This window comes from Streptomyces sp. SID13666 (assembly GCF_010548325.1).
GTDB classification, from domain to species: Bacteria; Actinomycetota; Actinomycetes; order Streptomycetales; family Streptomycetaceae; genus Actinacidiphila; species Actinacidiphila fildesensis.
Genome location: NZ_JAAGLX010000007.1, coordinates 39,827 through 64,411 on the forward strand (window position 1 = coordinate 39,827; position 24,585 = coordinate 64,411).

19 protein-coding genes are annotated in these 24,585 nt (G+C 72.6%); 14 read left to right on the top strand and 5 right to left on the bottom strand.

Going from position 1 to position 24,585, the window contains the following annotated elements; all coding sequences use genetic code 11:
* The first annotated feature begins 161 nt into the window (after positions 1-161).
* Complete coding sequence (locus tag G3I60_RS12950) at positions 162-896, top strand: response regulator transcription factor (protein ID WP_164293575.1); 735 nt, start codon at positions 162-164, stop codon at positions 894-896.
* A 16-nt stretch (positions 897-912) separates the two neighbouring features.
* Positions 913-2,319, top strand: coding sequence for a HAMP domain-containing sensor histidine kinase (locus G3I60_RS12955; protein WP_164293576.1), 1,407 nt, complete (start codon positions 913-915; stop codon positions 2,317-2,319).
* Positions 2,320-2,426: 107 nt separating this feature from the next.
* Here G3I60_RS12955 and G3I60_RS12960 read toward each other — a convergent pair whose 3' ends face one another.
* Positions 2,427-4,433: a bifunctional serine/threonine-protein kinase/glutamate ABC transporter substrate-binding protein gene (locus tag G3I60_RS12960; protein WP_164293577.1), complete on the bottom strand. Its 2,007-nt coding sequence runs from the start codon at positions 4,431-4,433 to the stop codon at positions 2,427-2,429.
* 45 nt (positions 4,434-4,478) lie between these two features.
* Entirely contained in the window at positions 4,479-5,462 is a 984-nt protein-coding gene (locus tag G3I60_RS12965) for a TAXI family TRAP transporter solute-binding subunit (protein WP_138358549.1), read from the bottom strand.
* A 160-nt stretch (positions 5,463-5,622) separates the two neighbouring features.
* Here G3I60_RS12965 and miaB point away from each other — a divergent pair, with 160 nt between their 5' ends.
* Both miaB and G3I60_RS12975 read left to right on the top strand, forming a co-directional pair.
* Entirely contained in the window at positions 5,623-7,110 is a 1,488-nt protein-coding gene (miaB, locus tag G3I60_RS12970) for a tRNA (N6-isopentenyl adenosine(37)-C2)-methylthiotransferase MiaB (RefSeq protein ID WP_164293692.1), read from the top strand.
* Between the two features lie 211 nt (positions 7,111-7,321).
* Positions 7,322-8,044: a class III extradiol dioxygenase subunit B-like domain-containing protein gene (locus tag G3I60_RS12975; RefSeq protein ID WP_164607150.1), complete on the top strand. Its 723-nt coding sequence runs from the start codon at positions 7,322-7,324 to the stop codon at positions 8,042-8,044.
* 122 nt (positions 8,045-8,166) lie between these two features.
* Here G3I60_RS12975 and G3I60_RS12980 read toward each other — a convergent pair whose 3' ends face one another.
* Together G3I60_RS12980 and G3I60_RS12985 are read right to left on the bottom strand one after the other, a co-directional pair.
* Positions 8,167-8,406, bottom strand: coding sequence for an antitoxin (locus G3I60_RS12980; protein WP_164293579.1), 240 nt, complete (start codon positions 8,404-8,406; stop codon positions 8,167-8,169).
* Positions 8,407-8,428: 22 nt separating this feature from the next.
* Complete coding sequence (locus tag G3I60_RS12985; RefSeq protein WP_164293580.1) at positions 8,429-8,674, bottom strand: hypothetical protein; 246 nt, start codon at positions 8,672-8,674, stop codon at positions 8,429-8,431.
* A gap of 195 nt (positions 8,675-8,869) precedes the next feature.
* On the opposite strand from G3I60_RS12985, the gene miaA reads away from it, so the two are divergent.
* From miaA to hflX, 6 genes are all read left to right on the top strand, one after another.
* On the top strand, positions 8,870-9,820 hold the full coding sequence (gene miaA, locus G3I60_RS12990) for a tRNA (adenosine(37)-N6)-dimethylallyltransferase MiaA (protein WP_138357322.1): 951 nt from the start codon (positions 8,870-8,872) through the stop codon (positions 9,818-9,820).
* Positions 9,821-9,925: 105 nt separating this feature from the next.
* Positions 9,926-10,384 carry a hypothetical protein gene (locus G3I60_RS12995; protein WP_138357321.1) on the top strand — a complete coding sequence of 153 codons (459 nt, stop codon included), beginning with the start codon at positions 9,926-9,928 and terminating at the stop codon, positions 10,382-10,384.
* Positions 10,385-10,444: 60 nt separating this feature from the next.
* Entirely contained in the window at positions 10,445-11,353 is a 909-nt protein-coding gene (dapF, locus tag G3I60_RS13000; RefSeq protein ID WP_164293581.1) for a diaminopimelate epimerase, read from the top strand.
* 230 nt (positions 11,354-11,583) lie between these two features.
* Positions 11,584-13,761, top strand: a complete 2,178-nt coding sequence (locus G3I60_RS13005; RefSeq protein ID WP_138357313.1) for a bifunctional (p)ppGpp synthetase/guanosine-3',5'-bis(diphosphate) 3'-pyrophosphohydrolase — start codon at positions 11,584-11,586, stop codon at positions 13,759-13,761.
* Between the two features lie 150 nt (positions 13,762-13,911).
* Positions 13,912-15,384 (top strand): M1 family metallopeptidase, encoded by a 1,473-nt coding sequence (locus G3I60_RS13010; protein ID WP_164293583.1) that lies wholly within the window; start codon positions 13,912-13,914, stop codon positions 15,382-15,384.
* Positions 15,385-15,464: 80 nt separating this feature from the next.
* Positions 15,465-16,970, top strand: coding sequence for a GTPase HflX (hflX, locus tag G3I60_RS13015; protein WP_164293584.1), 1,506 nt, complete (start codon positions 15,465-15,467; stop codon positions 16,968-16,970).
* An 86-nt stretch (positions 16,971-17,056) separates the two neighbouring features.
* Here hflX and G3I60_RS13020 read toward each other — a convergent pair whose 3' ends face one another.
* Complete coding sequence (locus G3I60_RS13020; RefSeq protein WP_138357310.1) at positions 17,057-18,220, bottom strand: serine protease; 1,164 nt, start codon at positions 18,218-18,220, stop codon at positions 17,057-17,059.
* Between the two features lie 163 nt (positions 18,221-18,383).
* Here G3I60_RS13020 and G3I60_RS13025 point away from each other — a divergent pair, with 163 nt between their 5' ends.
* The 4 genes from G3I60_RS13025 to G3I60_RS13040 all read left to right on the top strand — a co-directional run bounded on the left by G3I60_RS13025 (position 18,384) and on the right by G3I60_RS13040 (position 24,578).
* Positions 18,384-19,925 carry a diaminobutyrate--2-oxoglutarate transaminase family protein gene (locus G3I60_RS13025; protein ID WP_164607152.1) on the top strand — a complete coding sequence of 514 codons (1,542 nt, stop codon included), beginning with the start codon at positions 18,384-18,386 and terminating at the stop codon, positions 19,923-19,925.
* On the top strand, positions 19,922-21,919 hold the full coding sequence (locus G3I60_RS13030; protein WP_239069784.1) for an IucA/IucC family siderophore biosynthesis protein: 1,998 nt from the start codon (positions 19,922-19,924) through the stop codon (positions 21,917-21,919). The genes G3I60_RS13025 and G3I60_RS13030 overlap by 4 nt, the downstream gene beginning before the upstream one ends.
* Before the next feature lie 29 nt (positions 21,920-21,948).
* Entirely contained in the window at positions 21,949-22,641 is a 693-nt protein-coding gene (locus G3I60_RS13035; RefSeq protein ID WP_307811530.1) for a GNAT family N-acetyltransferase, read from the top strand.
* 188 nt (positions 22,642-22,829) lie between these two features.
* Positions 22,830-24,578, top strand: a complete 1,749-nt coding sequence (locus tag G3I60_RS13040) for an IucA/IucC family siderophore biosynthesis protein (protein WP_164607174.1) — start codon at positions 22,830-22,832, stop codon at positions 24,576-24,578.
* Positions 24,579-24,585 lie beyond the last annotated feature (7 nt).

The following is a 24,585-nucleotide window of genomic DNA, read 5'->3' on the forward strand; positions in this document are numbered from 1 at the left end:
GTGCGTACCGGCTGGATAACAGTCCGCGGCAGGTACCGATGCCCCCTTGACGCGCCCCTCGCCGGTCGGTCTGTATTCCGGGTAGGTACCGGACGCCGGCCGACGGCGGGTGTCCGACCTGTGGCCGAACGATTGCCGATGTGGGAAAGGAGGGTGAACCGATGAGATTGCTGCTGGTGGAGGACGACGACCGGGTCGCCGCCGCACTGTCGGCCGTGCTCGCGAAGCACGGCTTCGACGTCACCCATGCCCGCAGCGGCGAGGAGGCGCTGCGCGCGCTGCTGCCCGCCCAGGGCCCGTCCTACGGGTGTGTGCTGCTCGACCTCGGCCTGCCCGACCAGGACGGTTTCGAGGTGTGCAGCCGGATCCGCCGGCGCACCTCCACCCCCGTCATCATGGTCACCGCCCGCGCCGATGTGCGGTCCCGGATCCATGGCCTGAACCTCGGCGCGGACGACTACGTCGTCAAGCCGTACGACACCGGTGAGCTGCTCGCCCGGATCCACGCGGTCGGCCGCCGGCCCCCGCTGCGGCCCGGTACGGAGTCCGCCGCCCCCGCGCCCGCCGACGGATCCGCTGCCGGTGAGCGGCCGCCGGCCGGCAGTCTGCAGCTCGGCCCCGTCGACATCGAACTGCCCACCCGCCGCGTTATGGTGAGCGGCGAGCCGATCGCGCTCACCCGCAAGGAGTTCGACCTGCTGGCCCTGCTCGCCCAGCGGCCCGGGGTGGTCTTCCGCCGCGAGCAGATCATCAGCGAGGTCTGGCGCACCAGCTGGGAGGGGACGGGGCGCACCCTGGAGGTGCACGTCGCCTCGCTGCGTTCCAAGCTGCGGATGCCGTCCATGATCGAAACGGTGCGCGGGGTCGGTTACCGGCTCGTCGTTCCCGCCGTCTGAGATCCAGGACCCGCCGTTGAGCTCGCGTCTTCTCCCCCTGCTGCTCGCGTTGATGGCGGGCGTCCTGCTGGCCCTGGGCTTTCCGCTGGCCGCGAGCATGGCCGCCGCGCAGCAGCAGCGCGTCGTCGTCGACCGCATCGACGACACCGCGCGCTTCGCGTCGCTCGCCCAGTTCGTCACCTCGCGCACCCCTCAGTCCGCGAGCGACGTCGGGGACGACGAGCGGCTGCACGCGCTGCGCTCCGAACTCAGCCGGTACGAGGAGCTGTACGGCATCCGCGTCGGTGTCTTCTACCGCGACGGCACCGCGATGGGTGTGGCGCCCGCGGACTGGAGACTCCCCGAAGCGGGGGAGGCGTACGGCGCCTACAGCGCGGCACTGGCCGGCCGCCGCAGCCATGACCCGGAGCAGGTGTGGCCGTGGCAGCGCCGCACGCTGGCCGTCGCCTCACCGATCATCCGCGACGGGGACGTCGTCGCCGTCGTCCTCACCGAATCGCCCACCGGGGCGCTGCGTTCGCGCATCCTGCACGGCTGGCTGCTGCTCGGCGCCGGTGAGCTGGCCGCGATGGCCATCGCCGTGCTGTTCGCGTTCCGGCTCACCGGCTGGGTGCTGCGACCGGTCGCGATCCTCGACCGCGTCACCCACGACATCGCCACCGGGCGGATGAAGTCCCGGGTCGCGGCGGCCGGCGGGCCGCCCGAACTGCGCCGGCTGTCCCGGTCGTTCAACGAGATGGCCGACAACGTCGAGCAGGTGCTCGAACAGCAGCGGGCCTTCGTCGCCGACGCCTCCCACCAGCTGCGCAATCCGCTGGCCGCGCTCATGCTGCGGATCGAGCTGCTCGGCTTCGAACTCCCCGAGGGCAACGCGGAGGTGGCCTCCGTCCAGGACGAGGGCAGACGGCTCGCCCAGGTCCTGGACGATCTGCTCGGCCTGGCGCTGGCGGAGCACGCGGACGCGGACCTCGCCCTCACCGACATCGCCGCACTCGTCGGCGAGCGCCTCGGCGCGTGGCGGCCGGTCGGCGCGCGTGAGGGCGTCGCATTGGAGTACGCGGGCAAGACCGCGGTCACCGGCTGGTCCGATCCGGTCGCGCTGTCCAGCGCGCTGGACGCCGTCATCGACAACGCGCTGAAGTTCACACCGCGCGGCGGACTGGTCCAGGTGCTGGTCGCGGGAGTGGGCGACGAGGTCGCCGTCACCGTCTCCGACGGCGGACCCGGTCTGACGGAGGAGGAGCTCGCCCGGATCGGCGACCGCTTCTGGCGCAGCCCCCGCCACCAGAACATCGACGGCTCCGGACTCGGTCTGTCCATCGCCCGCGTCCTGCTGAACCAGAGCGGCGGCCGGCTCTCCTTCGCGGCGAACGAGCCCACCGGCCTCGCCGTGACCCTCACGGTGCCGCGCTCGGCGCCGTAGAGCCCGGAGAGCCCGTAGGAGCCGTTAGAGCCCTAGAGCCGCAGAGCAAGCATGTAGCGGCCCCTCCAGGGGCCCGGCGAGGCGATCCGGGCCTCAGCCGCACTCCGTCAGCCGCACTCCGTCTGGTCGGGCGGCAGCTGGTCCGCCAGCTCCTTCGGGGCCAGCGGCTTCAGATAGGTGTTGTACGAGGACTTCCAGCGGCCCGAGGAGATCTCGTCCCTTATGGCGCCGCACACCGCGGCGCGCAGCGCCGGCTCGCCCCGGTGCAGGCCCACGCCGTACTGCTCGCTGCCGAACGGGGCGCCGAGCAGCCGCAGTTCCGTGGGGTGCTGGGCCCGGTAGCCGGCCAGGATGACATCGTCGGTGGAGACCGCGTCCACCGTGCCGGCCAGCAGGTCGGTGACGCACAACCCGTACGAAGCGCGCGGTTCCAGCACTATCCGCGGATACTCCGTGCGCAGCCGGGCCTCCGGCGTGGAGCCCTGCACGGTGCAGACCTTGTGACCGTCCAGGTCGGCGACGCCGTTCACGCCGGTCGACCGGGCCGGTACCAGGAAGTCCTGTCCTGCCACGTAGTACGGGCCGGCGAAGTCCACCGACTCCTTGCGCCCCTGGGTGATCGAGTAGCTGGCCACTATCAGGTCGACCTGCCCGGTGCTGAGCCGGTATTCGCGGCTCTGGGTGTTGACCACCTCGAACCGCACCGTGTCGAAGCCCAGATGTTTCGCGACCGCCCGCGCGATGTCGATGTCGAACCCGCGGAAGCCGCCGGCGGACTGTGCCGAACGCTCGCTGAGCCCCGGCTGGTCGCCCTTCACCCCGACCAGCAGGAAGCCGCGCTCCCGGGCCGCCCGCAGGGTCGCGGAGCTGTCGAGGGACGGGCCGGCGGCCGTGGTGAGCCGGTCCACGGTGAACCAGCCGGCGGTCACGAGCACGACCAGCGCCACTGCGGCGGCCGCCCACGCGCGGGGACCGCGGAGGCGGGCGGCGAGGCGGCGGGGCGGGACGGGTGCCCCCGGGTCCGCCGAACCGGACGGATCAGAAGGATGAGAAGGATCAGCTGAACCGGATGAAGCAGCTGAACCGGATGAAGCAGCCGAACCGGCTGCAGCGGTCGGAACGGGCGGGTCCGTCACGTCCGGCGGTTCCAGCGGGCCCGTGTCGGCACCGGTGCTCGTGACGCTGCCGCCCGCGGTCCACGGGGACTCCGTGACCGGCGGGTGGCCGTCCTCCGGGTAGAACGCCGTCGGATACTGCGGGGTCTCCTGCGCCACATGCTGCAGCAACTGCTCGGCCCGCTGCGCCGTCAGCCGCTCCAGCGGCTCCTTCACCAGCAGGCCCTCGATCAGCGGCCGCAGCGGGCCGCAGTACTCCATCGGCGGCGGCTCGTCCTCACGCACCGCCTCCAGGACCTCGTACGGGGTCGGCCCGCGGAAGGGCGCGCGTCCCTCGACCGTCTCGTACAGCGTCACCCCGAGCGACCACAGGTCGGCGGCGGGCGTCGCCTCGCGCGGCGACCGGCCGTGCGGGGTGCACAGCTCGGGTGCCAGGTACCGCGGGGTGCCGACGAGTTCGTGCAGCCGGGTCACCTGGGCCGCGCCCTCGAAGGTCGCGATGCCGAAGTCCATCAGCACCGCGCGCCCGTCCCGGCGGAACAGGATGTTGTGCGGCTTCACGTCCCGGTGCAGCACGCCTGCCGCGTGCACCGCGCGCAGCCCGCGCAGCACCTCCAGGCCGATCCTGGCCGTCTGCAGCGCGGCCAGCCGGCCGCGTTCCTGCAACTGGTCCGCGAGCGACCGCGGATTGACCTGCTCCATCACGATCCAGACCTGGCCGTCGGCCTCGATCACGTCGTGCACCGCCACCACGTGCTCATGCCCGATCCGGGCGATGGCCCGCGCCTCCCGGCGTGCCCGCTCCACCCACTGGGCCTGGGTGTCGGGGTCCACCGCGCCCCGGAACAGCAGTTCCTTCACGGCGACCTGGCGCCCCAGCCGGTTGTCGTACGCCTCCCACACCACGCCCATACCGCCACGGCCCAGCGGGCGCTGCAGCTCGTACCGGCCGTCGACAAGAGTGTGGGGCCCGCCGTCTGGTGTACCCCCGTTTCGCATGCGTAGAGATTAGGGCCTATCCCCGGCAGTCGCGCGAGGGGCACCCTAGGGCTTTACCGACCGGTAGTAGCGGCTGGCGCCTTCGTGCAGTGGAAGGGGGTTGGTGAAGACGGCGGTGCGCAGGTCGACCAGCTGGGCGGCGTGGACCTTGTTGCCGATCTCGTCGCGGCTGTCGATGACCGCGCGGGTGAGCCGTTCGACGAGTCCGGTGTCCGCCCGGTCGGTGGTCACGAGCAGGTTGGCGACGGCGATGGTCGTGACGGCCGTGCCGTGCTGCATCGTCGGATAGGCGTCGGCGGGCATCACCGCCTGCCGGTAGTAGCCCATCGTGTCGCCCTTGGCGTGCAGCTTGTCCACGAGGTCGCCGAGCTGGACGAGCTTGACGTTGCTGGACGCCGCCAGATTCGTCACGGTGTTCGTCGGCAGGCCGCCGGACCAGAAGAACGCGTCGAGCTTGCCCGCCTTGAGCAGGCCGGGTGCCGTGTCGATGCCGACCGGCACCGCGGTGAGGTCCTTGGCCATGTCGAGCCCGGCGGCGTCCAGCAGCCGACGGGCTATGAGGTGCACACCGGAGGCCGCCTGGCCCACCCCGACGCGCTTGCCGCGCAGATCGCGGGCGGAGCTGATCGGCGAGTCCCTGGGGACTATGAGCTGCATGTAGTCGTCGTACAGCCGCGCGCAGGCGCGCAGCCGGTCCTTGCCCGGGCCCTGGTAGTCCGCGACCGCGTCGGCGGCGGCGATCGTGAAGTCGGCCTGCCCCGAGGCGACGCGTTTCACGTTGTCGACCGAGCCCTGCGACTGGACGAGGTTCACCGCCACCCCTGGCAGCTGGTCCCGCAGATCGGTCTTGAGCATCTTCCCGTAGGTCTCGTACACCCCGGCGGCCACGCCGGTGGAGAACGAGACCGGTTCGTGCGGATACGACGGACCGCGGGACGGCAGCAGCCACCACAGGAGCAGCGCGAGTGCGGCGGCGGCCGCGAGGACCGACTGCAGCGCGCGGCGTCTGCCGATGTGGGGGACGTTCATGGTCCGGATCCTGCCAGGCGGGCGCCGCCGTGGGTAGGGCCGGCCCCGGGGGCCTGCCGCACGAGCGGGGCCCGTGGGGCGGGAGGGGCCGAGGGGGCCGGGCCGCCCGCGGCTCTCCGTACCCCCGCGCCCCCCGTACCCTGGTTGGGTGAGCGGTGAGGTGGCTGGTTTGAGGACATACGAGGTCCGCACCTACGGGTGCCAGATGAACGTGCACGATTCGGAACGGCTGTCCGGCCTCCTGGAGGGCGCGGGCTATGTCCGCGCGCCCAAGGGAGCGGACGGGGCGGACGTCGTCGTCTTCAACACCTGCGCGGTGCGGGAGAACGCCGACAACCGGCTCTACGGCAACCTCGGCCAGCTCGCCCCGCAGAAGGCGGCCCGGCCGGGTATGCAGATCGCGGTCGGCGGCTGTCTCGCGCAGAAGGACCGCGACACCATCGTGAAGCGGGCCCCCTGGGTCGACGTGGTCTTCGGTACCCACAACATCGGCCGGCTGCCGGTGCTGCTGGAGCGGGCCAGGATCGCCGAAGAGGCGCAGGTCGAGATCGCCGAGTCGCTGGAGGCGTTCCCCTCCACGCTGCCGTCCCGCCGCGAGTCCGCCTACGCCGCGTGGGTCTCGGTCTCGGTGGGCTGCAACAACACCTGCACCTTCTGCATCGTGCCCGCGCTGCGCGGCAAGGAGGAGGACCGGCGGCCCGGCGACATCCTCGCCGAGGTGGAGGCGCTGGTCGCCGAGGGCGTCGTCGAGATCACCCTGCTCGGGCAGAACGTGAACGCGTACGGCTCGGGCATGGGCGACCGCGAGGCGTTCTCCAAGCTGCTGCGGGCGACCGGGCAGATCGAGGGGCTGGAGCGGGTGCGCTTCACCTCCCCGCACCCGCGGGACTTCACCGACGACGTGATCGCCGCCATGGCCGAGACGCCGAACGTGATGCACCAGCTGCACATGCCGCTGCAGTCCGGCTCCGACACCGTCCTCAAGGCGATGCGCCGCTCGTACCGGCAGGACCGTTACCTCGGCATCATCGAGAAGGTGCGCGCGGCCATGCCGGACGCCGCCATCTCCACCGACATCATCGTGGGCTTCCCGGGCGAGACCGAGGCGGACTTCGAGCAGACGATGCACGTGGTGCGCGAGGCGCGCTTCGCGCAGGCCTTCACCTTCCAGTACTCCAAGCGCCCCGGGACCCCGGCCGCCGACATGGACGGGCAGATCCCCAAGGAGGTCGTCCAGGAGCGCTACATGCGGCTGTCGGCGCTCCAGGAGGAGATCTCCTGGCAGGAGAACAAGACGCAGATCGGCCGCACGCTGGAGGTCCTGGTCGCCGAGGGCGAGGGCCGCAAGGACAAGGCGACGCACCGGCTGTCCGGCCGGGCCCCCGACAGCCGTCTGGTGCACTTCGAGAAGCCGGCGGGCACCGACCCGCGCCCCGGTGACATGGCCACGGTGGAGATCACCTACGCCGCCCCGCACCACCTGCTCGCCGAGCGCCCCGCGCTCTCCGTGCGGCGCACCCGGGCCGGCGACGCGTGGGAGCAGCGCAACGCCGCGCCCAAGGCGCCGGCCGGAGTGATGCTCGGGCTGCCGACGATCGGCGCCCCGGCGCCGTCGCCCGCGGTGGAGAGCGGCTGCGGGCTCGGCTGACGACAGCGTCCGATCACGGTTCCGCCGGACCGGTGCCGACGGTCCGGCGGTGCGGCCGCGCAAGCTCACGCCGTGGCTTGTCAGTTTCCGAGGCCGGCCGTCGTCCTCGAGGGTGAAGGCCCACAGGTCGGTGGCGGGGATGTCGGCGACAGGGGTCGGAACGGTGTGCACGGTCCTGGGGAACGGTGATCAGCCCCATTAGGCTGCGTTCATGCTCGTAGCCGCCGCAGTCTGCCCGTCCGCCCCGCTGCTCGTACCCGAGGTCGCGGCCGGTGCCGCGTTCGAACTGGACGCGCTGCGCGCAGCGTGCGCCGACGCGGTCGGGGTGCTCGCGGCGTCCCGGCCGGACCGGCTGGTGGTGATCGGCCCGGCCGGGCAGCCCGACCGGGGGCGGCACCACGAGGGCGCGCGGGGCTCGTTCCGGGAGTTCGGCGTGGACCTGGACGTACGCCTCGGCACCGCACCCGGGATTCCGTCCGAGGACGTCGGCGCCGACCGCGCGCTGCCGCCCTCGCTGGCCGTCGCCGCCTGGCTGCTGCGCGGCTGGGCCGCCGCTCCGCTGGAGGGCCTGGGCGTGGGCGAGCCGCTCGAACAGGACCGCTGCGCCGCCACCGGTGCCATGATCGCGTCAACGGCGGACCGGGTCGCGCTGCTGGTGATGGGCGACGGCAGCGCCTGCCGCACCCTCAAGGCTCCCGGGTATCTGGACGAGCGCGCGGCACCCTTCGACGCCTCGGTCGCCGCCGCGCAGGCCGCCGCCGACACCGAGGCGCTGGCCGCACTGGACGCGGAACTGGCGGAGACGCTCCAGGCCGCGGGACGCGCCCCCTGGCAGGTCCTCGCGGGCGCCGCGCAGGGCGCGGGCCTGGCCGGACAACTGCTCTACGAGGACGCCCCGTACGGTGTCGGCTACTTCGTCGCCACGTGGACGTAGCCCCCGCTCGGCCGTAGCCGCCGCCTGGTGCGGACCGGGACGGCGGAAGACCGCGGGGCCGAAGCACCCGCGGCCTTCCCGCGCTGGGGTCCGGGGGCACCTCCCAGCGGTGGCTGGGGGCGTCAGGCCGGAGTGTCCGGCCCGCTTCCCTCCTTGCCGCTCTTCAGGTGGTCCAAGGCGCCCTTCGCCTTGTGCACACCCGTGTCGATCTTGTCCGTGTACTTGCCGTGGGTCTTGGAATCCACCGTCCGGGCGGCCTTCTCGAGCCCCGACTCGATCTTTCCCCCGTGCTGCTGCGCGAGGTCGCCCGCCTTGTTCCTGGCGAGTCCGAGTTTGTCCTTGATCGTGTCCATCAGGCCCATCCGGCACCTTCCCTCGGGGCGGCTACGCGCGGGCGCCCTCACCGGCCTCGCTGTCGGCGGCGTCCGCTGTGGACTGCTGCTTCGGGATGCCGACGGGCTCCGCCGCGCCCGCGGGCTCCGCGTCCCCGGCCGGCTCCGCCGCCTCCTCCGTCTCGGCGGGCTCAGCGACCGCCTCGACGCCCTCCGGCTCCGCCGTCAGAGTGACGGCTTCCGCCGCTTCGGTTGACGGGTCGGCCGACTGACGCCGAAACCATCCGAAAACGCCCATTTCTACTCCAGACCATACTCGTGAGGTCGAAAATCCGCGTTGCCCGGGGCGCCTCGTTGCACCGCTCGGGTCCGGCCGGTCCGGAGAACCCGGAATCCGGCCTGCGGAATCTCTCCAGAGGCAACGAGTCCGGCAGCGCCGCGTCACGTCCCTCGATCGTGAGGGGGCCCGGAGGTTTGGGAGACTGGACACGTGCTGCACACTCCCGGGGAGCGACCCCCCGTACTTCCGAGTAAAGATCTTGTCATCGCCGTCGTCGGCCCCACCGCGGCCGGCAAGTCCGATCTGGGCGTAGCCCTGGCCCAGGCCCTGAACGGTGAGGTCGTCAACGCCGACTCCATGCAGCTCTACCGGGGCATGGACATCGGCACCGCCAAGCTCACCACCGACGAGCGCCACGGCGTGCCGCACCACCTGCTGGACATCTGGGACGTCACCGAGGCCGCGAGCGTCGCCGAGTACCAGCGGCTCGCCCGCGCCGAGATCGACCGGCTGCACGCGGCCGGGCGGACCCCCGTACTGGTCGGCGGCTCCGGGCTGTACGTGCGCGGCGCCATCGACGCGCTGGAGTTCCCCGGCACCGACGCCGCCGTCCGGGCCAGGCTGGAGGCGGAGCTCGCCGAGCAGGGTTCCGCGGCGCTGCACGCCCGGCTGGCCGCGGTCGACCCCGAGGCGGGCCGGGCGATCCTGCCCAGCAACGGCCGGCGGATCGTCCGGGCGCTGGAGGTGGTGGAGATCACCGGCCGGCCGTTCACGGCCAATCTGCCGGGCCCCGACTCCATCTACGGCACCGTCCAGATCGGGGTCGACGTGCCGCGGCCCGAGCTCGACGAGCGCATCGCGCTGCGCGTCGACCGGATGTGGGACGCCGGACTGGTGGACGAGGTAAGGGAGCTGGCCGCGGTGGGGCTGCGGGACGGCCGCACCGCCTCACGGGCGCTGGGCTACCAGCAGGTACTCGCCTCGCTCGTGGGGGAGTGCACCGACGACGAGGCGCGCGCCGAGACCGTCAGGGCCACCAAGCGCTTCGCCCGGCGCCAGGACTCGTGGTTCCGCCGCGATCAGCGGGTTCACTGGCTCTCCGCCCGGGGCCCGGAACTCACCGATCAGGCGCTGACGTTGGTCGAAGCTGCGGTTACAGCCTGATCACGTGATGGCATCGGGACGCCTCAGCGTGAGGAGACGGCCACGCGGCCGTGCCATCATCGAGCAACGAGTTACGGCGTCGGAGAAGGGGGAGGGCGCGTGGCGATGGAAGCCGGTCCCCGAGACTCCTCACCCGACCGTCATGCCGAGACCGAGGCACAGCTCGGGACGGACGAACTGCTCGAACCCGGGTCGCTGATCGACCCGGAGGCGATGATCGAGCCGGAACTCGTTCCGGTGGAGCTGCGGCCGCAGCGGCGGCTGCGGATCTGGCAGCTCGCCCCGATCGTCGCCCTCGGTGTCGGCGGCTCCCTGATGTTCGCCTTCCCGCTCGCCTTCGAGTTCGGTGACGGCGGCGCGGTCGTGGCCATGCTCGGCCTGCTGCTCAGCTGCTGCTCCGCGGGCTGGGGCATCATGGCCGCCCGCCGGGTCGGCTACACCTGGCCCGGACTGCCCGCCCGTGGCTCCGGCCGCCGTGCGGACTGGCGCTTCATCGTCGCCTACACCCTGATCAGCGGCCTGCTGGCGGTCCTCGCCATCTGGCGCGTGGCCCGCCTGCGCTGAGCCGCCCGCCGAGCGCCCCGCACCGGAGCGTGCCGGGCCGGTGGCCTTACGCTTGTCCTTGTGACCACCTCGCAGCCCACCACGCACCAGGGCCTGTCCTTCCTCAAGGGCCACGGCACCGAGAACGATTTCGTCATCGTCCCCGACGCGGACGGCCGCATCGAGCTGTCCGCGGCGGCCGTCGCGCGGCTCTGCGACCGCCGGGCGGGCATCGGTGGCGACGGGCTGCTGCGGGTCGTGCGCTCGGAGGCCCATCCGGAGGCCGCCGGCATGGCCGGCGAGGCCGAGTGGTTCATGGACTACCGCAACAGCGACGGCAGCATCGCCGAGATGTGCGGCAACGGCGTCCGGGTCTTCGCCCGGTATCTGCAGCGCGCCGGGCTGACCGGGCCCGGTGACCTGGCCGTGGCCACCCGCGCGGGCGTCCGCCGGGTGCACATCGCCAAGACGGACGCGGACGGCACCCTGGGCGGGATCACCGTCGGCATGGGCGCGGCCGCCCTGCCCGCGGGCGAGGTGACCGTCACCGTGGACGGCCGCAGCTGGCTGGCGAGCAACGTCAACATGGGCAATCCGCACGCCGTCGCCTTCGTCGGCAGCCTGGACGACGCGGGAAACCTGTACACCGCGCCCACCGTCACGCCCGCCGCCGCGTACCCGACCGGCGTGAACGTGGAATTCGTCGTCGACCGCGGTGAGCGGCATGTGGCGATGCGCGTCCACGAGCGGGGCTCCGGCGAGACCCGCTCCTGCGGCACCGGCGCCTGCGCCGTCATGGTCGCCGCCGCCCGCCGCGACGGCGCGGACCCGGCCATCACCGGACGCCCCGTCACCTACACCGTGGACGTCCCCGGCGGCCGTCTGGTGATCACCGAGCGCGCCGACGGCGAGATCGAGATGACCGGCCCCGCCGTCATCGTCGCCGAGGGGACCATCGACCGGGAGTGGCTGGACGCACCGTCAGCCTGACGGCCCGCCACCGCCCGAAACCCTGCCGGGAATCGGACTCCTGAGCCCCCTTTCCGAACTGGCCTCCCGTACTGACTTCCCGCACTTGTTCCCTCGAACGGGTGATGGCGATCACTCTGGACGAGAGCGCGGCTGCCGCACGTGGTGGGCTCGGTAGCATCAAGCACCGGCGCGGCCCCCATTCTCCGTGGAGAGCGCCCGCCGCCGGTTGACGCTGCCGGAGGTGCCCGATGAGCGCGGACAACGCAGTGGATGCCGCCCCCGCCCCCGACGATGAGGGCCGCAGGCGCGGACTTCGCCGCATCGACCTGCGCAGACTCGGCCGGGCGGCACTGCTCGGCCCCGGCGGCCGGGAGTGGGGCCTGCCCGCCGGCGGCAGGGGCCAGCGCGTGCCGGACGCCATCGAGCACCTTGCCAAAGTCCACCGGCTGCGCCACCCGGGGGTCGGCGCGGCCGGCATCGAGACGCTGCGCCGCGCATATCTGCTCGCCGAGTCCTCGCACCGCGGCCAGATGCGCAAGAGCGGCGAGCCGTACATCACGCATCCGCTCGCCGTGACGCTGATCCTCGCCGAACTCGGCGCCGAGACAACGACCCTGACGGCCTCTCTGCTGCATGACACCGTCGAGGACACGGAAGTGACACTCGATCAGGTGCGGGAGGAGTTCGGCGAGGAGGTCTGCTATCTCGTCGACGGCGTCACCAAGCTCGAACGGGTCGACTACGGTGCCGCGGCCGAGCCCGAGACCTTCCGCAAGATGCTGGTCGCCACCGGAAGCGACGTACGCGTCATGTCGATCAAACTCGCCGACCGGCTGCACAACATGCGCACCCTCGGGGTGATGCGACCCGACAAGCAGGCGCGGATCGCGAAGGTCACCCGGGACGTGCTCATCCCGCTCGCCGAACGGCTGGGTGTCCAGGCCCTCAAGAGCGAACTGGAGGACCTGGTCTTCGCCATCCTCCACCCCGAGGAGTACGCCAGGACCCGCGCGATGATCCGCGCCAACTCCGTCCGCCCGGACCCGCTGGCGGCCGTCGCCGACGCCGTGCGGGCCGTGCTGCGCGAGGCCGGGATCGCCGCCGAGGTCGCCATCCGGCCGCGGCACACCGTCTCCGTCCACCGGGTGCTGCTCAAGCGCGGCGCGGACGAGCTCGGCGGCTGCGAGTTCGGCCGGATCCTGGTGCTCGTCGCGGAGGACGCCGACTGCTACGCCGTCCTCGGTGAGCTGCACACCTGCTTCATCCCGGTGATCGCGGAGTTCAAGGACTTCATCGCGGCCCCCAAGTTCAACCTGTACCAGTCGCTGCACACCGCCGTCGCCGACGAAGAGGGCCGGATCGCCGAAGTCCTGGTCCGCACACGGCAGATGCACCGGGTCGCCGAGGCCGGTGTCATCGCGCTGGGCAATCCGCACACCGTCGACGAGCCCCCGCAGGCCGCCGATGGCGAACGCGTCGACCCCACCCAGCCGGGCTGGCTGTCGCGCCTGCTGGAGTGGCAGCGCGACGCCCCCGACCCCGACACCTTCTGGACCGCGCTGCGCGCCGACCTCGCCCAGGACCGGGAGGTCACCGTCTTCTCCGCGCACGGCGGGGACACCACCGGCACCATCCGGCTACCCGCAGGGGCCAGTTGTGTGGACGCCGCCTACGCGCTGCACGGCGAGGCCGGCCATGCCTGCGTCGGCGCCCGCGTCAACGGCCGTCTCGCACCGCTGCGCAGCAAGCTGCGGGACGGCGACATCGTGCAGATCCTGCTGGACGAGACCGGCGCCTCCGGCCCGTCCGCCGACTGGCTGGAGCACGTCCGTACACCGGCGGCCCGGATCGCCGTCACCCGCTGGCTGGAACTCCATCCGGTGCCGCCCGCCGACGAGGAGCCCGCCGCCCGCGCGGAACGCCCCGCGTACAGCGCGGACACCGCGGCCGAGGACGAACCGGTCGCCGTCACCGACCTGGCGGGCGCGGCCGTCCGGCTGGCGCGCTGTTGTACGCCGGTACCGCCCGACGAGGTCACCGGGTTCGTCATCCGCGGCGGCACGGTCGCCGTGCACCGCGAGGAGTGCCCGACCGCGGTCCGGATGATCGGCGCGGGACGGGAGCCGGTTCCCGTCCGGTGGCGGGGCGGCCGCCCCGCCGGGGCCGGATTCCGCGCCACCCTGCTGGCCGAGGCGCTCGGCCGGCCGCGGCTGCTCGCGGATCTCACCGAGGCCATCGCGGGCCAGGGCGTGGGCATCGTCTCCGCCTCCGTGGAACCCCCGCAGGAACACCGGGTGCGGCACACGTACACCGTCGAGCTGCCCGACGCGGAAGCCCTGCCGAGCCTGATGCGCGCCATGCGATCGGTGCCGGGCGTCTACGACGTCTACCGGGCCCAGCGGGCGATGGCCGCCGCGCGTCGGTAACGGGCGCGACGCGCTCTGATCCGGTCCGATCCGCTCCATGCCGGTCGGGTCCGGTCGGGTTCGGACAACCGGCCGGGCGGATCAGGGCCGATCGGGTGTGCTGCTGCGCGTCGCGCGTCCCCGGCCGCCGCCCCCTGATAGCGGTAGCGCATGATCCCCATCACGCCGCGCAGCGGCGCCGTGCTGGCGGCGTTCGCCGCCGTACTGACCCTGACCGCGGCGGACCTGCCCGGCGATCCCGCCGTATCGACGTCGGGTCTCGGCGACCGGCTCTATCCCGACCTCGGCAATCCCGGCTACGACGTGGCCGCCTACGACCTCTCCTTCGACTATCACGGCCAGGACCGGCCGCTGGACGCCGTCACCCGCATCAAGGCCCGCGCGACGGCGCCACTGACCGGGTTCCATCTGGACTTCGCCGCGGGCACGGTCTCATCGGTGCAGGTCAACGGGCATCCGGCGGTCTACACCCGGGAGCGCGAGGAGCTCGTCGTCACCCCCGAGGAGCCGGTACCGGACGGCGGCGAGCTGCTGATCACCGTCACGCACACCAGCGATCCGCGCGCCGCGAACACCGGCTGGGTGCGGACCGCCGACGGACTGGCGATGGCCAACCAGGCCGATGCCGCCCACAGCGTCTTCCCGTGCAACGACCATCCCTCGGACAAGGCCGCCTTCACCTTCCACGTCACGGCCCCCAAGGACCTCACCGTCATCACCAACGGCGTCCCGGACGCCGTCCCCGAGGCCGCGCCCGCGTCCGCTCTCACCTGGACGTACCGTCCCGCGAGCCCGATGGCCACCGAGCTCGCGCAGGTCTCCATCGGCCGCTCCGCCGTACTGCACCGCGCCGGTCCGCACGGGCTGGTGCTGCGCGACGTCGTCGGAGCCGCCGACCGCGACCGGCTGGAGGCCCGGCTCGCGATGACCCCCGGGCAGATCTCCTGGATGGAGGAGCAGGTCGGCCCCTACCCGTTCGAGACGTACGGGATCCTCAGCGCCGACACCACCACCGGCTTCGAGCTGGAGACCCAGACCCTCTCGCTCTTCGAGCGCCGCGTCCTGCTCGCCCCCGAGGCGCTGGCAGCCCCGCTGATGGTGCACGAGCTCGCCCACCAGTGGTTCGGCGACAGCGTCACCCCCGCGGCCTGGTCGGACCTCTGGCTCAACGAGGGCCACGCCACCTGGTACCAGTGGCTGTACAACGCGCAGAAGTACGGCGTCGGCCTCGACCAGCAGGTCCGCGCCGCCTACGAGGGCGACAACCGGGTACGGGCGGCGGACGGCCCGCCCGCCGAACCGAAGGTGCCCGAGCCGGGCAAGCTCGGCATCTTCCGGAACAACGTCTACGACGGCGGGGCGCTCGCCCTGTACGCCCTGCGCCAGGAGATCGGCGCCCCCGCCTTCCAGCGCCTTGAGCGCGCCTGGGTGGCCCGTCACCAGGACGGGAACGCCTCGACGGTCGACTTCACCGCTCTCGCCTCCGAGGTCGCTGAGCGGGACCTCAGCGGCTTCCTGCACGCCTGGCTGTACGGGACCGTCACCCCGCCGATGCCCGGTCACGGCGACTGGGTCGCCGGCGCGGCCAGGGCCCGTGCGGCGACGGCGGCGAAACCCGCGTGACCCCCGGCGGCGGGCGTGCGACCATCGTTATGACGGACAACACGCCCGTCCCCATCCCAGCCGCTCGACCAAAGGATCCAATGACCTCCTCTTCCTCCTCTTCAAACGACCGCCAGCGCCTCCCCGAGAGCCTTCGCGCAGACGCCCTGATGGAAGAGGACGTCGCCTGGAGCCACGAGATCGACGAAGAGCGGGACGGTGCTCAGCTCGAACGCTCCGACCGCGCCTCGCTGCGCCGCGTCGTGGGTCTGTCCACCGAGCTGGAGGACGTCACCGAGGTCGAGTACCGGCAGCTCCGTCTGGAGCGCGTCGTACTCGTCGGTGTCTGGACCTCCGGAACCGTGCACGACGCGGAGAACTCCCTCGCGGAGCTCGCCGCCCTCGCGGAGACCGCGGGCGCCCTGGTGCTCGACGGCGTGATCCAGCGCCGTGACAAGCCGGACCCGGCCACGTACATCGGCTCGGGCAAGGCGCGCGAGCTGCGGGACATCGTGCAGGAGACAGGCGCCGACACGGTCGTCTGCGACGGTGAACTCAGCCCCGGACAGCTCATCCAGCTCGAAGACGTCGTCAAGGTCAAGGTGGTCGACCGCACCGCCCTGATCCTCGACATCTTCGCCCAGCACGCCAAGTCCCGTGAGGGCAAGGCCCAGGTCTCGCTCGCACAGATGCAGTACATGCTGCCGCGCCTGCGCGGCTGGGGTGCCTCGCTCTCCCGCCAGATGGGCGGTGGCGGCTCCAGCGGCGGCGGGGCCGGCGGTGGTGGGGGTATGGCCACCCGCGGTCCCGGTGAGACCAAGATCGAGACCGACCGGCGCCGTATCCGCGAGAAGATGGCGAAGATGCGCCGGGAGATCGCGGAGATGAAGACCGGCCGTGACCTCAAGCGGCAGGAACGCAAGCGCAACAAGGTGCCCTCCGTCGCGATCGCCGGCTACACCAACGCGGGCAAGTCCTCGCTGCTCAACCGGCTCACCGGCGCGGGCGTGCTGGTGGAGAACACCCTGTTCGCCACCCTCGACCCGACCGTGCGCCGGGCGGAGACCCCCGGCGGCCGGCTGTACACGCTGACCGACACCGTCGGGTTCGTCCGGCACCTGCCGCACCACCTGGTCGAGGCGTTCCGCTCCACCATGGAGGAGGTCGCGGAAGCCGACCTCATCCTGCACGTGGTGGACGGCTCGCACCCGGTCCCGGAGGAGCAGCTCGCCGCCGTGCGGGACGTCTTCCGCGAGGTCGAGGCGCTCAAGGTGCGCGAGATCGTCGTCATCAACAAGGCGGACCTGGCCGACCCGCTCGTCCTGCAGCGCATGCTGCGGAACGAGAAGCACGCCATCGCGGTGTCCGCCCGCACCGGCCAGGGCATGGACGAGCTGCTCGCGCTGCTCGACGAGGAGCTGCCGCGGCCCGAGGTCGAGGTCGACGTCCTCGTGCCGTACAGCCAGGGCGCGCTCATCGCCCGGGCGCACGCCGACGGCGAGGTGCTCTCCGAGGAGCACACCGGCGAGGGCACGCTGCTCAAGGCACGGGTGCACGAGGACCTGGCCGCCGAGTTCGCGTCCTTCGCGCTCGTCGCCAAGCACTGACCGGTCCGCCGGAGCACCGACGGAAGGGCCCGTCCCCGATGGGGGCGGGCCCTTCCGTGTGACCTGCTACCGGCTGGACGCCGGTGTTACTTGAACTGCTTGCTCACCTTGTCGTACACGGCCTTCGCCTCGGCGCCCAGGTGCGGGCCCGCCAGCCAGGTAGCCGTGACCGGGCCGATCGAGGTGTTGCTGACCAGCGACACCTGATTGTTCGCCGGGTTCTTTGCGTACCAGCCGCCGCCGGACGAACCGCCGGTCATCGTGCAGCCGAGCCGGTACTCGGTCGGCTGGTCGGCGAAGAGCGACAGCCGGCCGGCCTTGCCCGTGCAGTTGAACAGCCGCTGGCCGTCGAAGGGCGGCGCGGCCGGGTAGCCCCAGGCGCCGATGTTGCCCATCTTCGTCACGGACGGAGCGTTGAACCACACCGGAAGGGCGGAACCGACCTTCTCCTCCAGCGACTTGGTGCCGCTCGCCTTGTCCGGAGTCACGTGCAGCACCGCGAAGTCGTACGGGGAGCCCTTGCCCCCGGTCTCCGCGCCGTTCGCGATCCACTGGTCGGAGGTGGCCGCGCCGTCGGCCCAGAACACGCCGAGCGGGGCGAGCTCGTCGCGCTTGGCGCCCTTCAGCTGCGCCTCGGTCCTGCCCGCGTCGTTGTACGACGGGACGAAGATGACGTTGCGGTACCAGCCGCCCGCGCCACCCGCGTGCACACAGTGGCCCGCGGTCCACACCAGGTTGGACTTGCCCGGGTGCGCCGGGTCCTGCACCACGGTGCCGGAGCAGACCATCGAGCCCTTGGGGCCGTCGAAGAAGATCTTCCCGTCGCCGGGGCCGTTCTCGTGGTACGGCGCGTCAACGGCCTTGGCCTTGTTGACCGCGGGCACCGCGTCCGTCTTGCCCTTGTCCGCCGCGACGTCGTCGGGCACCTTCTTGTCGTTCTGCTCCGCGCCCTTCATCCGGTCGTTGTCCCACAGACCGTCGATGACCGGGTTGATGAAGTCGGAGGCCTTGCGCAGCCACTGGTCCTTGTCCCAGTTCTTCCAGGCTCCGTCCTTGTACGCCTTCTTCCACTTCTCGAGGTCCCCGAGGCTGGTGGGCAGGGCGGAGGGGAGCTTCGGGCCGTCCGCGCTCGTGACCGGGGCGCTCGGCTTGGGATCCGCCTTGTCGTCGGACGGCCCGCATGCGGTGGCCGAGACCGCGAGCAGGGCCGCGACCGCGGCGGCGGCCAGTGGCCGGCTTATGGATGGCATGGGTGGTGTCCCCCTGGTCGTCTAACGGCAGTTCACCCCGGCGAAGGGGCGGTCCCCCACTATGCCGGGTGCTGTGAGGGACGGTTCGCGCCGGGTCCGCGGTTCCGCCCCGAAAGATCTCCCGGCCGACCGTGATCGGACCAGGGGCGCGTCGTTAGTGCGGATGGGGGACGTCGACCGGAGGAGTGAGCACGTGGCCGCCATCCAGAGCGGGCCGGACCAACTGGCCGCGTCGGCAGACGACTTCGTCGCGGGGGAGGGGATCCTGCGGCGGCAGTCGCTGCGTGAGTCCGCGGCCCGCACCTACGCCCGCTCGCTGCCCGTCGTCCCGGTCAGAGCCCGCGGGATGACGGTCGAGGGCGCCGACGGCCGCCGCTATCTGGACTGCCTGTCCGGCGCGGGGACGCTGGCGCTCGGGCACAACCACCCGGTCGTCCTGGAGGCGATCCGCGCGGTCCTGGACTCCGGGGCCCCGCTGCACGTCCTCGATCTGGCCACTCCGGTGAAGGACGCCTTCACCACCGCCCTGTTCGAGACGCTGCCGCCGGAACTGGCCGCCCACGGGCGGGTGCAGTTCTGCGGACCGGCCGGTACGGACGCGGTCGAGGCGGCCATCAAGCTCGTCCGCAACGCCACCGGCCACGCCGGACTGCTGGCCTTCACCGGCGCCTACCACGGGATGACCGCGGCCGCGCTGGCCGCGACCGGGGACACCGCGGCGCGCGCCACGGTCGGCGAGGCCGACGCGCGGGTGACGCGGCTCCCGTACCCGTACGAGTACCGCTGCCCGTTCGGCACCGGCGGCGACCGCGGGGCGGAGCTGTCCGCCCGGTGGACCGCCAGCCTGCTGGACGACCCCAAGGGCGGCGTCCAGCCGCCCGCCGGGATGCTGCTCGAAGTGGTGCAGGGCGAGGGCGGGGTGATCCCCGCGCCCGAGGCGTGGCTGCGCCGGATGCGGGAGATCACCGCCCGGCGCGGCATCCCGTTGATCGTCGACGAGGTACAGACGGGAGTCGGACGCACCGGGACCTTCTGGGCCGTCGAGCAGAGCGGGATCGTGCCGGACGTGATGGTGCTCTCGAAGGCGATCGGCGGCAGCCTCCCGCTCGCCGTCATCGTCTACCGGGAGGAGCTGGACACCTGGCGGCCCGGCGCCCACGCGGGCACCTTCCGGGGCAACCAGCTCGCCATGGCGGCGGGCGCCGTCACCCTGAAGTACGTCCGTGAGCACGGCCTGGACGTGCGGGCCGGCACCCTCGGCAGCCGGATGTCGGCCCGGCTGCGCGGACTGGCCGCGCACCACCCGTGCATCGGCGATGTGCGGGGCCGCGGTCTGATGATCGGCCTCGAACTCGTCGACAGCGAGGCAGAACCCGACGATTACGGGTCGCTGCCCGCCGCGCCCCGGCTCGCCGCCGCCGTGCAGCAGGAGGCGCTGCGGCGCGGTCTCATCATCGAACTCGGTGGCCGGCACAGCAGTGTCGTCCGGCTGCTCCCGCCGCTCACCATCACCGACGAGCAGGCCGAGGCGGTGCTCGACCGGCTCGCGGACTCGATCGCGGCGGCCGAGCGGGCGGTTTCCGGGGCTCCCGGAGCTCCTGGGACTTCTGGGGGTTCCGGGACTGCGGGAACTCCCGGCGCTCGCGTCGGTCCTGGATTCTCCGGTGCGTCCGCGGGCGCCGGAGCGGTGGAGGAGCGCGCATGACGAGCCCACAGGCGACGGCCGAGTACCCCCAGACCTCCGGGCCGACGGGCCCCACCGACACACGGAGTACCGGCATGAGCGTATGCCCCGGCACGAACGCCGACCCTGCCGCCGACAGCACGCCGGCCCAGGCCGGCGCGGCCCAGCAGGAGAGGCCGACCCTCCACGGCGGGCCGGCTCACCAGACCGGCACGGCCGTTCAGGACAGCACGGCCCTCGTACCGCCGCAGTCGCGGCGGGCGGCCCTGCCGCTGCCGGGCGAGCCCGATCCCCTCGAAGCGGCCGACGCCTACGCGGCGGCCGACGCGGCGTCGATCGAGAGCCTGCTGCGCTGCTGGGTGCGCGAGACCGCGCTCCCCGAGCCGCGGGACGGCGTGCTGCGTGTACCGCTCCCCGCCAGCGGCACCGGCTTCGACGTCCGGGTCCGGCACTGGTCAGCGACCGGGCATCACCGGTTCGGGACCGTACGGCTCGCCCTCGCCGACCAGGTGCCGCTGACCGCCGTCTGCCTGGCGGCGCTGCTGGCGCGCGAGGCCGGCACGGATCCGGCCGAGGGCGGCGACCTGATCGGCCGGGTCGCCGACTCCGCCCGCCGTACCGCCCTGTTCCTCACCGACCGGCGGGAGCGGCCCGCGGCGCCCGCCGCCACGGATCCGTTCCTCGAAGCCGAGCAGTCGCTCCTCCTCGGCCACCCGCTGCACCCCACGCCCAAGGGCAGGGAGGGGCTCTCCGAGGCGGAGTCCCGCGCCTACTCGCCGGAACTGCGCGGCTCCTTCCCGCTGCACTGGTTCGCCGTCGACCGCTCCCTGATCGCCACCGACTCGGCCTGGACCGAACGCGGCCGCGCCATTCCCGCCGAACAGCTCCTCACCGACCTCGCGGGCCCCGGCCTCGAACTCCCCGACGGCGCCGCCGCCCTGCCCCTGCACCCATGGCAGGCCCGCGAGGTCCAGCACCGGCCCGAGGTGCGGGAACTCTTCGAGACGGGTCAGCTGCGTGACCTCGGCCCGCTCGGCGATCCCTGGCACCCCACCTCCTCCGTGCGGACCGTGTACCGGTCCGGCGCCCCCGCGATGCTGAAGCTCTCGCTGGCGCTGCGCATCACCAACTCCCGCCGCGAGAACCTCCGCAAGGAACTCCGGCGCGGCACCGAGGTCCACCGGCTGCTGCGCAGCGGACTCGCCGAGCAGTGGCGCGCCGCGCACCCCGGCTTCGACATCGTCCGCGACCCCGCGTGGCTCGCGGTGAACGCGCCGGGCGGAGAGCCGCTCCAGGGCCTGGACGTGGTGCTGCGGCACAACCCGTTCGGCCCCGGCGACCAAGCCCACTGCCTGGCGGGCCTCACCTCGCCGCGCCCCTGGCCGGGACAGGCCGCGCCCGCCCTGCGCTCCCGCCTGGCCGACCTCACCGGCCGCCTCGCGGCCCGGACCGGACGCCCGGCCGCGGCCGTCGCCACCGAGTGGTTCCTGCGCTATCTGGACGCCGTCGTCCGTCCCGTCCTCTGGCTGGACGGAGAGGCGGGGATCGCCCTGGAGGCCCACCAGCAGAACACCCTCGTCCTGCTGGACGCCGACGGCTGGCCGTCCGGCGGCCGCTACCGGGACAACCAGGGCTACTACTTCCGGGAGTCCCACCGGGCCGCCCTGGAGCGCAGGCTGCCCGGGATCGGCGCGGAGAGCGACACCTTCGTCGCGGACGCCATCGCCGACGAGCGCTTCGCCTACTACCTCGGCATCAACAACGTCCTCGGCCTGATCGGCGCGTTCGGCTCCCAGGGGCTGGCCGACGAACGCCTGCTCCTCGCCGCCTTCCGCCGGTTCCTCGGCCTGGCGGCGGCCACCGGCCGCTCCCGTCTGCCGGAACAGCTGCTCGGGGCCGCGACACTGCGCTGCAAAGCCAATCTGCTGACCCGGCTGCACGGTATGGATGAACTCGTCGGCCCGGTCGACACCCAGTCCGTCTACGTGACGATCCGCAATCCGCTGGCCGCCTGAGCGGTCCGACCGCAGGAGAGGAGGGAGCCGTGCTGCCGCCCGCCGACTCCAACACCGAGGACACCCTGGACCTGACACTGTCCGACGAGGTCCTCGCCCTCTTCAACGCGCCGGATCCGGCGCGGTCCGCCGGGGCTCCGGGCGCGGACGGCGGTCTGCTCGGCGGGGTCGCGGACTGGGGGCCGACGGCCACCCGGGCGGGCACCTTCCAGCTCGTTCCCGCGACCGTCGAACGCGATCTGCCGATGATCTCCGGCTGGATGAACGACCCGGCCGTCGCCGAGTTCTGGGAGCTCTCCGGAGAACCGCGGATCACCGAGCGGCATCTGCGCGGCCAGCTCGACGGCGACGGCCGCAGCGTCCCCTGCCTCGGCGTCCTGGACGGCACCCCCATGAGCTACTGGGAGATCTACCGGGCCGATCTCGACTCCGTCGCCCGCTACTACCCCTCCCGACCCCATGACACCGGGGTGCATCTGCTGATCGGTGGCGTCGACGACCGGGCCTGCGGCCTGGGAACCACCTTGCTGCGAGCCGTCGCCGACCTCGTGCTCGACCACCGGCCGGCCTGCGCGCGCGTCATCGCGGAACCCGACCTGCGCAACACCCCCTCCGTCGCCGCCTTCCTCGCCGGGGGCTTCCGGTTCTCCGCCGAGGTGGAGCTGCCCGGCAAACGGGCGGCTCTGATGATCCGCGACCGTGCTGTGAGACACCTCCTCTGACCGCCTGACCGCCTGACCGCTTGACCGCCTGACCGCCTGACCGCACCCTGACCTTTCTGATCTCCCGGGCCCCTTCGGGACCTCCGCCGACCCCTGTCCGCCGCCGCGCTGTCCCCCGCAGAGGAGCACCGACCTTGACCATCCCGCCACCGCTCCGAGGCACCGGCTGGCAGCTCGCCGCCCGCCGCATGCTGGCCAAGATGCTCGCCGAGTACGCGTACGAAGCCGTCATCACCCCGGAGCCGGATCCCGACGCCGACGCCGCCCTCGACACCGGCACCGGGTCCCGTTCCGGGACCGGCTGGTCGCCCTACCGGCTGGTGCTGCGCGACGACGTCGTCTACCGGTTCCGCGCCCGCCGCGGTGCCTATGGCAGCTGGTCCGTGGACGCCGGCTCCATCACGCCCACCGGCGACCCGCTGCACTTCCTCGCCCATGGACACGACACCGTGCTGGACCTGCCGGGCGACACCACGGGGCATCTGATCCGCGAACTCCTGGCGACGCTGGCCGCCGATGTCCGGCTCGACGCCTCCGCCGTCACCGCCGCCGAGCTCGCCGCACTGGACTACGCCGACCTCGAAGGCCACCAGACCGGCCACCCCTGGCTCGTCGCCAACAAGGGCCGGCTCGGCTTCTCCGCCGCCGACTCCGTCTTATGGGCTCCTGAGGCCCGCCGGCACCACCGCCTTCCCTGGATCGCCGTCCACCGCGACCTCGCCCAGTACCGGGGCGTCGCCGCCCTCGACACCCCCGACCGGCTCTACGCCGAAGAACTCCCCCCGGACGTACGCGCCGGCTTCGCCCGCACCATCACCGACCAGGGGCGCGACCCCGCCGACTACCTCCTGCTGCCCGTCCACCCCTGGCAGTGGGAGGAGACGATCGCACCCCTCTTCGCCGCTCATCTCGCCGACGGTTCCATCCTGCCCCTCGCCACTGACAACGACCTGCGGCTGCCCCAGCAGTCGATCAGGACCTTCCTCAACACCAGCCGCCCGGACCGCCGCACGGTCAAGCTGCCGCTGTCGGTCCTCAACACCCTCGTGTGGCGCGGGCTGCCCACCGAGCGCACCCTCGCCGCCCCCGCGGTCACCGCCTGGGTGCACGGTCTGCGGGACGCCGACCCGTTCCTGCGCGACGAGACCCGGGTGATTCTGCTCGGCGAGGTCGCCTCGATCACCGTCGAACACCCGCTGTACGACCGGATCCCGGGCGTGCCCTACCAGTACCGCGAACTCCTCGGCTGTATCTGGCGCGAGCCGCTCACCGGCCGGCTCGGCCCCGGCGAGCGGGCCCGTACGCTCGCGGCGCTGCTGCACACCGACCCGGAAGGGCGCGCCTTCACCGCCGAGCTCGTCGAACGCTCCGGGCTGGCGCCGCGCGTCTGGCTGCGCCATCTGTTCGCGGCCCTGCTGCCCCCGCTGCTGCACTTCCTGTACCAGTACGGGACGGTCTTCTCCCCGCACGGCGAGAACGCCATCGTCGTCTTCGACGAGCACGACATTCCCGTGCGGCTCGCCGTCAAGGACTTCGTCGACGACATGAACGTCTCCGCGGAGCCGCTGCCGGAACACGGGTCGATGCCCGCGGACGTCCGCGCGGTGCTGCTCACCGAACCCCCGGCCTTCCTGACCCAGTTCATCCACTCCGGGCTCTTCATCGGGGTGTTCCGGTACCTCGCGCCGCTGTGCGAGGACCAGTTGGGCGTCCCGGAAGGCGATTTCTGGGGGCTGGTCCGCGAGACGGTCCTGCGGCACCAGGACCGCTTCCCCGAGCTGAAGGAGCGCTTCGCGACCTTCGACCTGCTCACCCCCCGGATCGACCGGCTGTGCCTCAACCGCAACCGGCTGCACCTCGACGGCTACCGGGACCGTCCCGACCGCCCGCACGCCGCCGTCCACGGCACCGTCCGCAACCCCCTGAGCGGCCCCTGACGCGGCT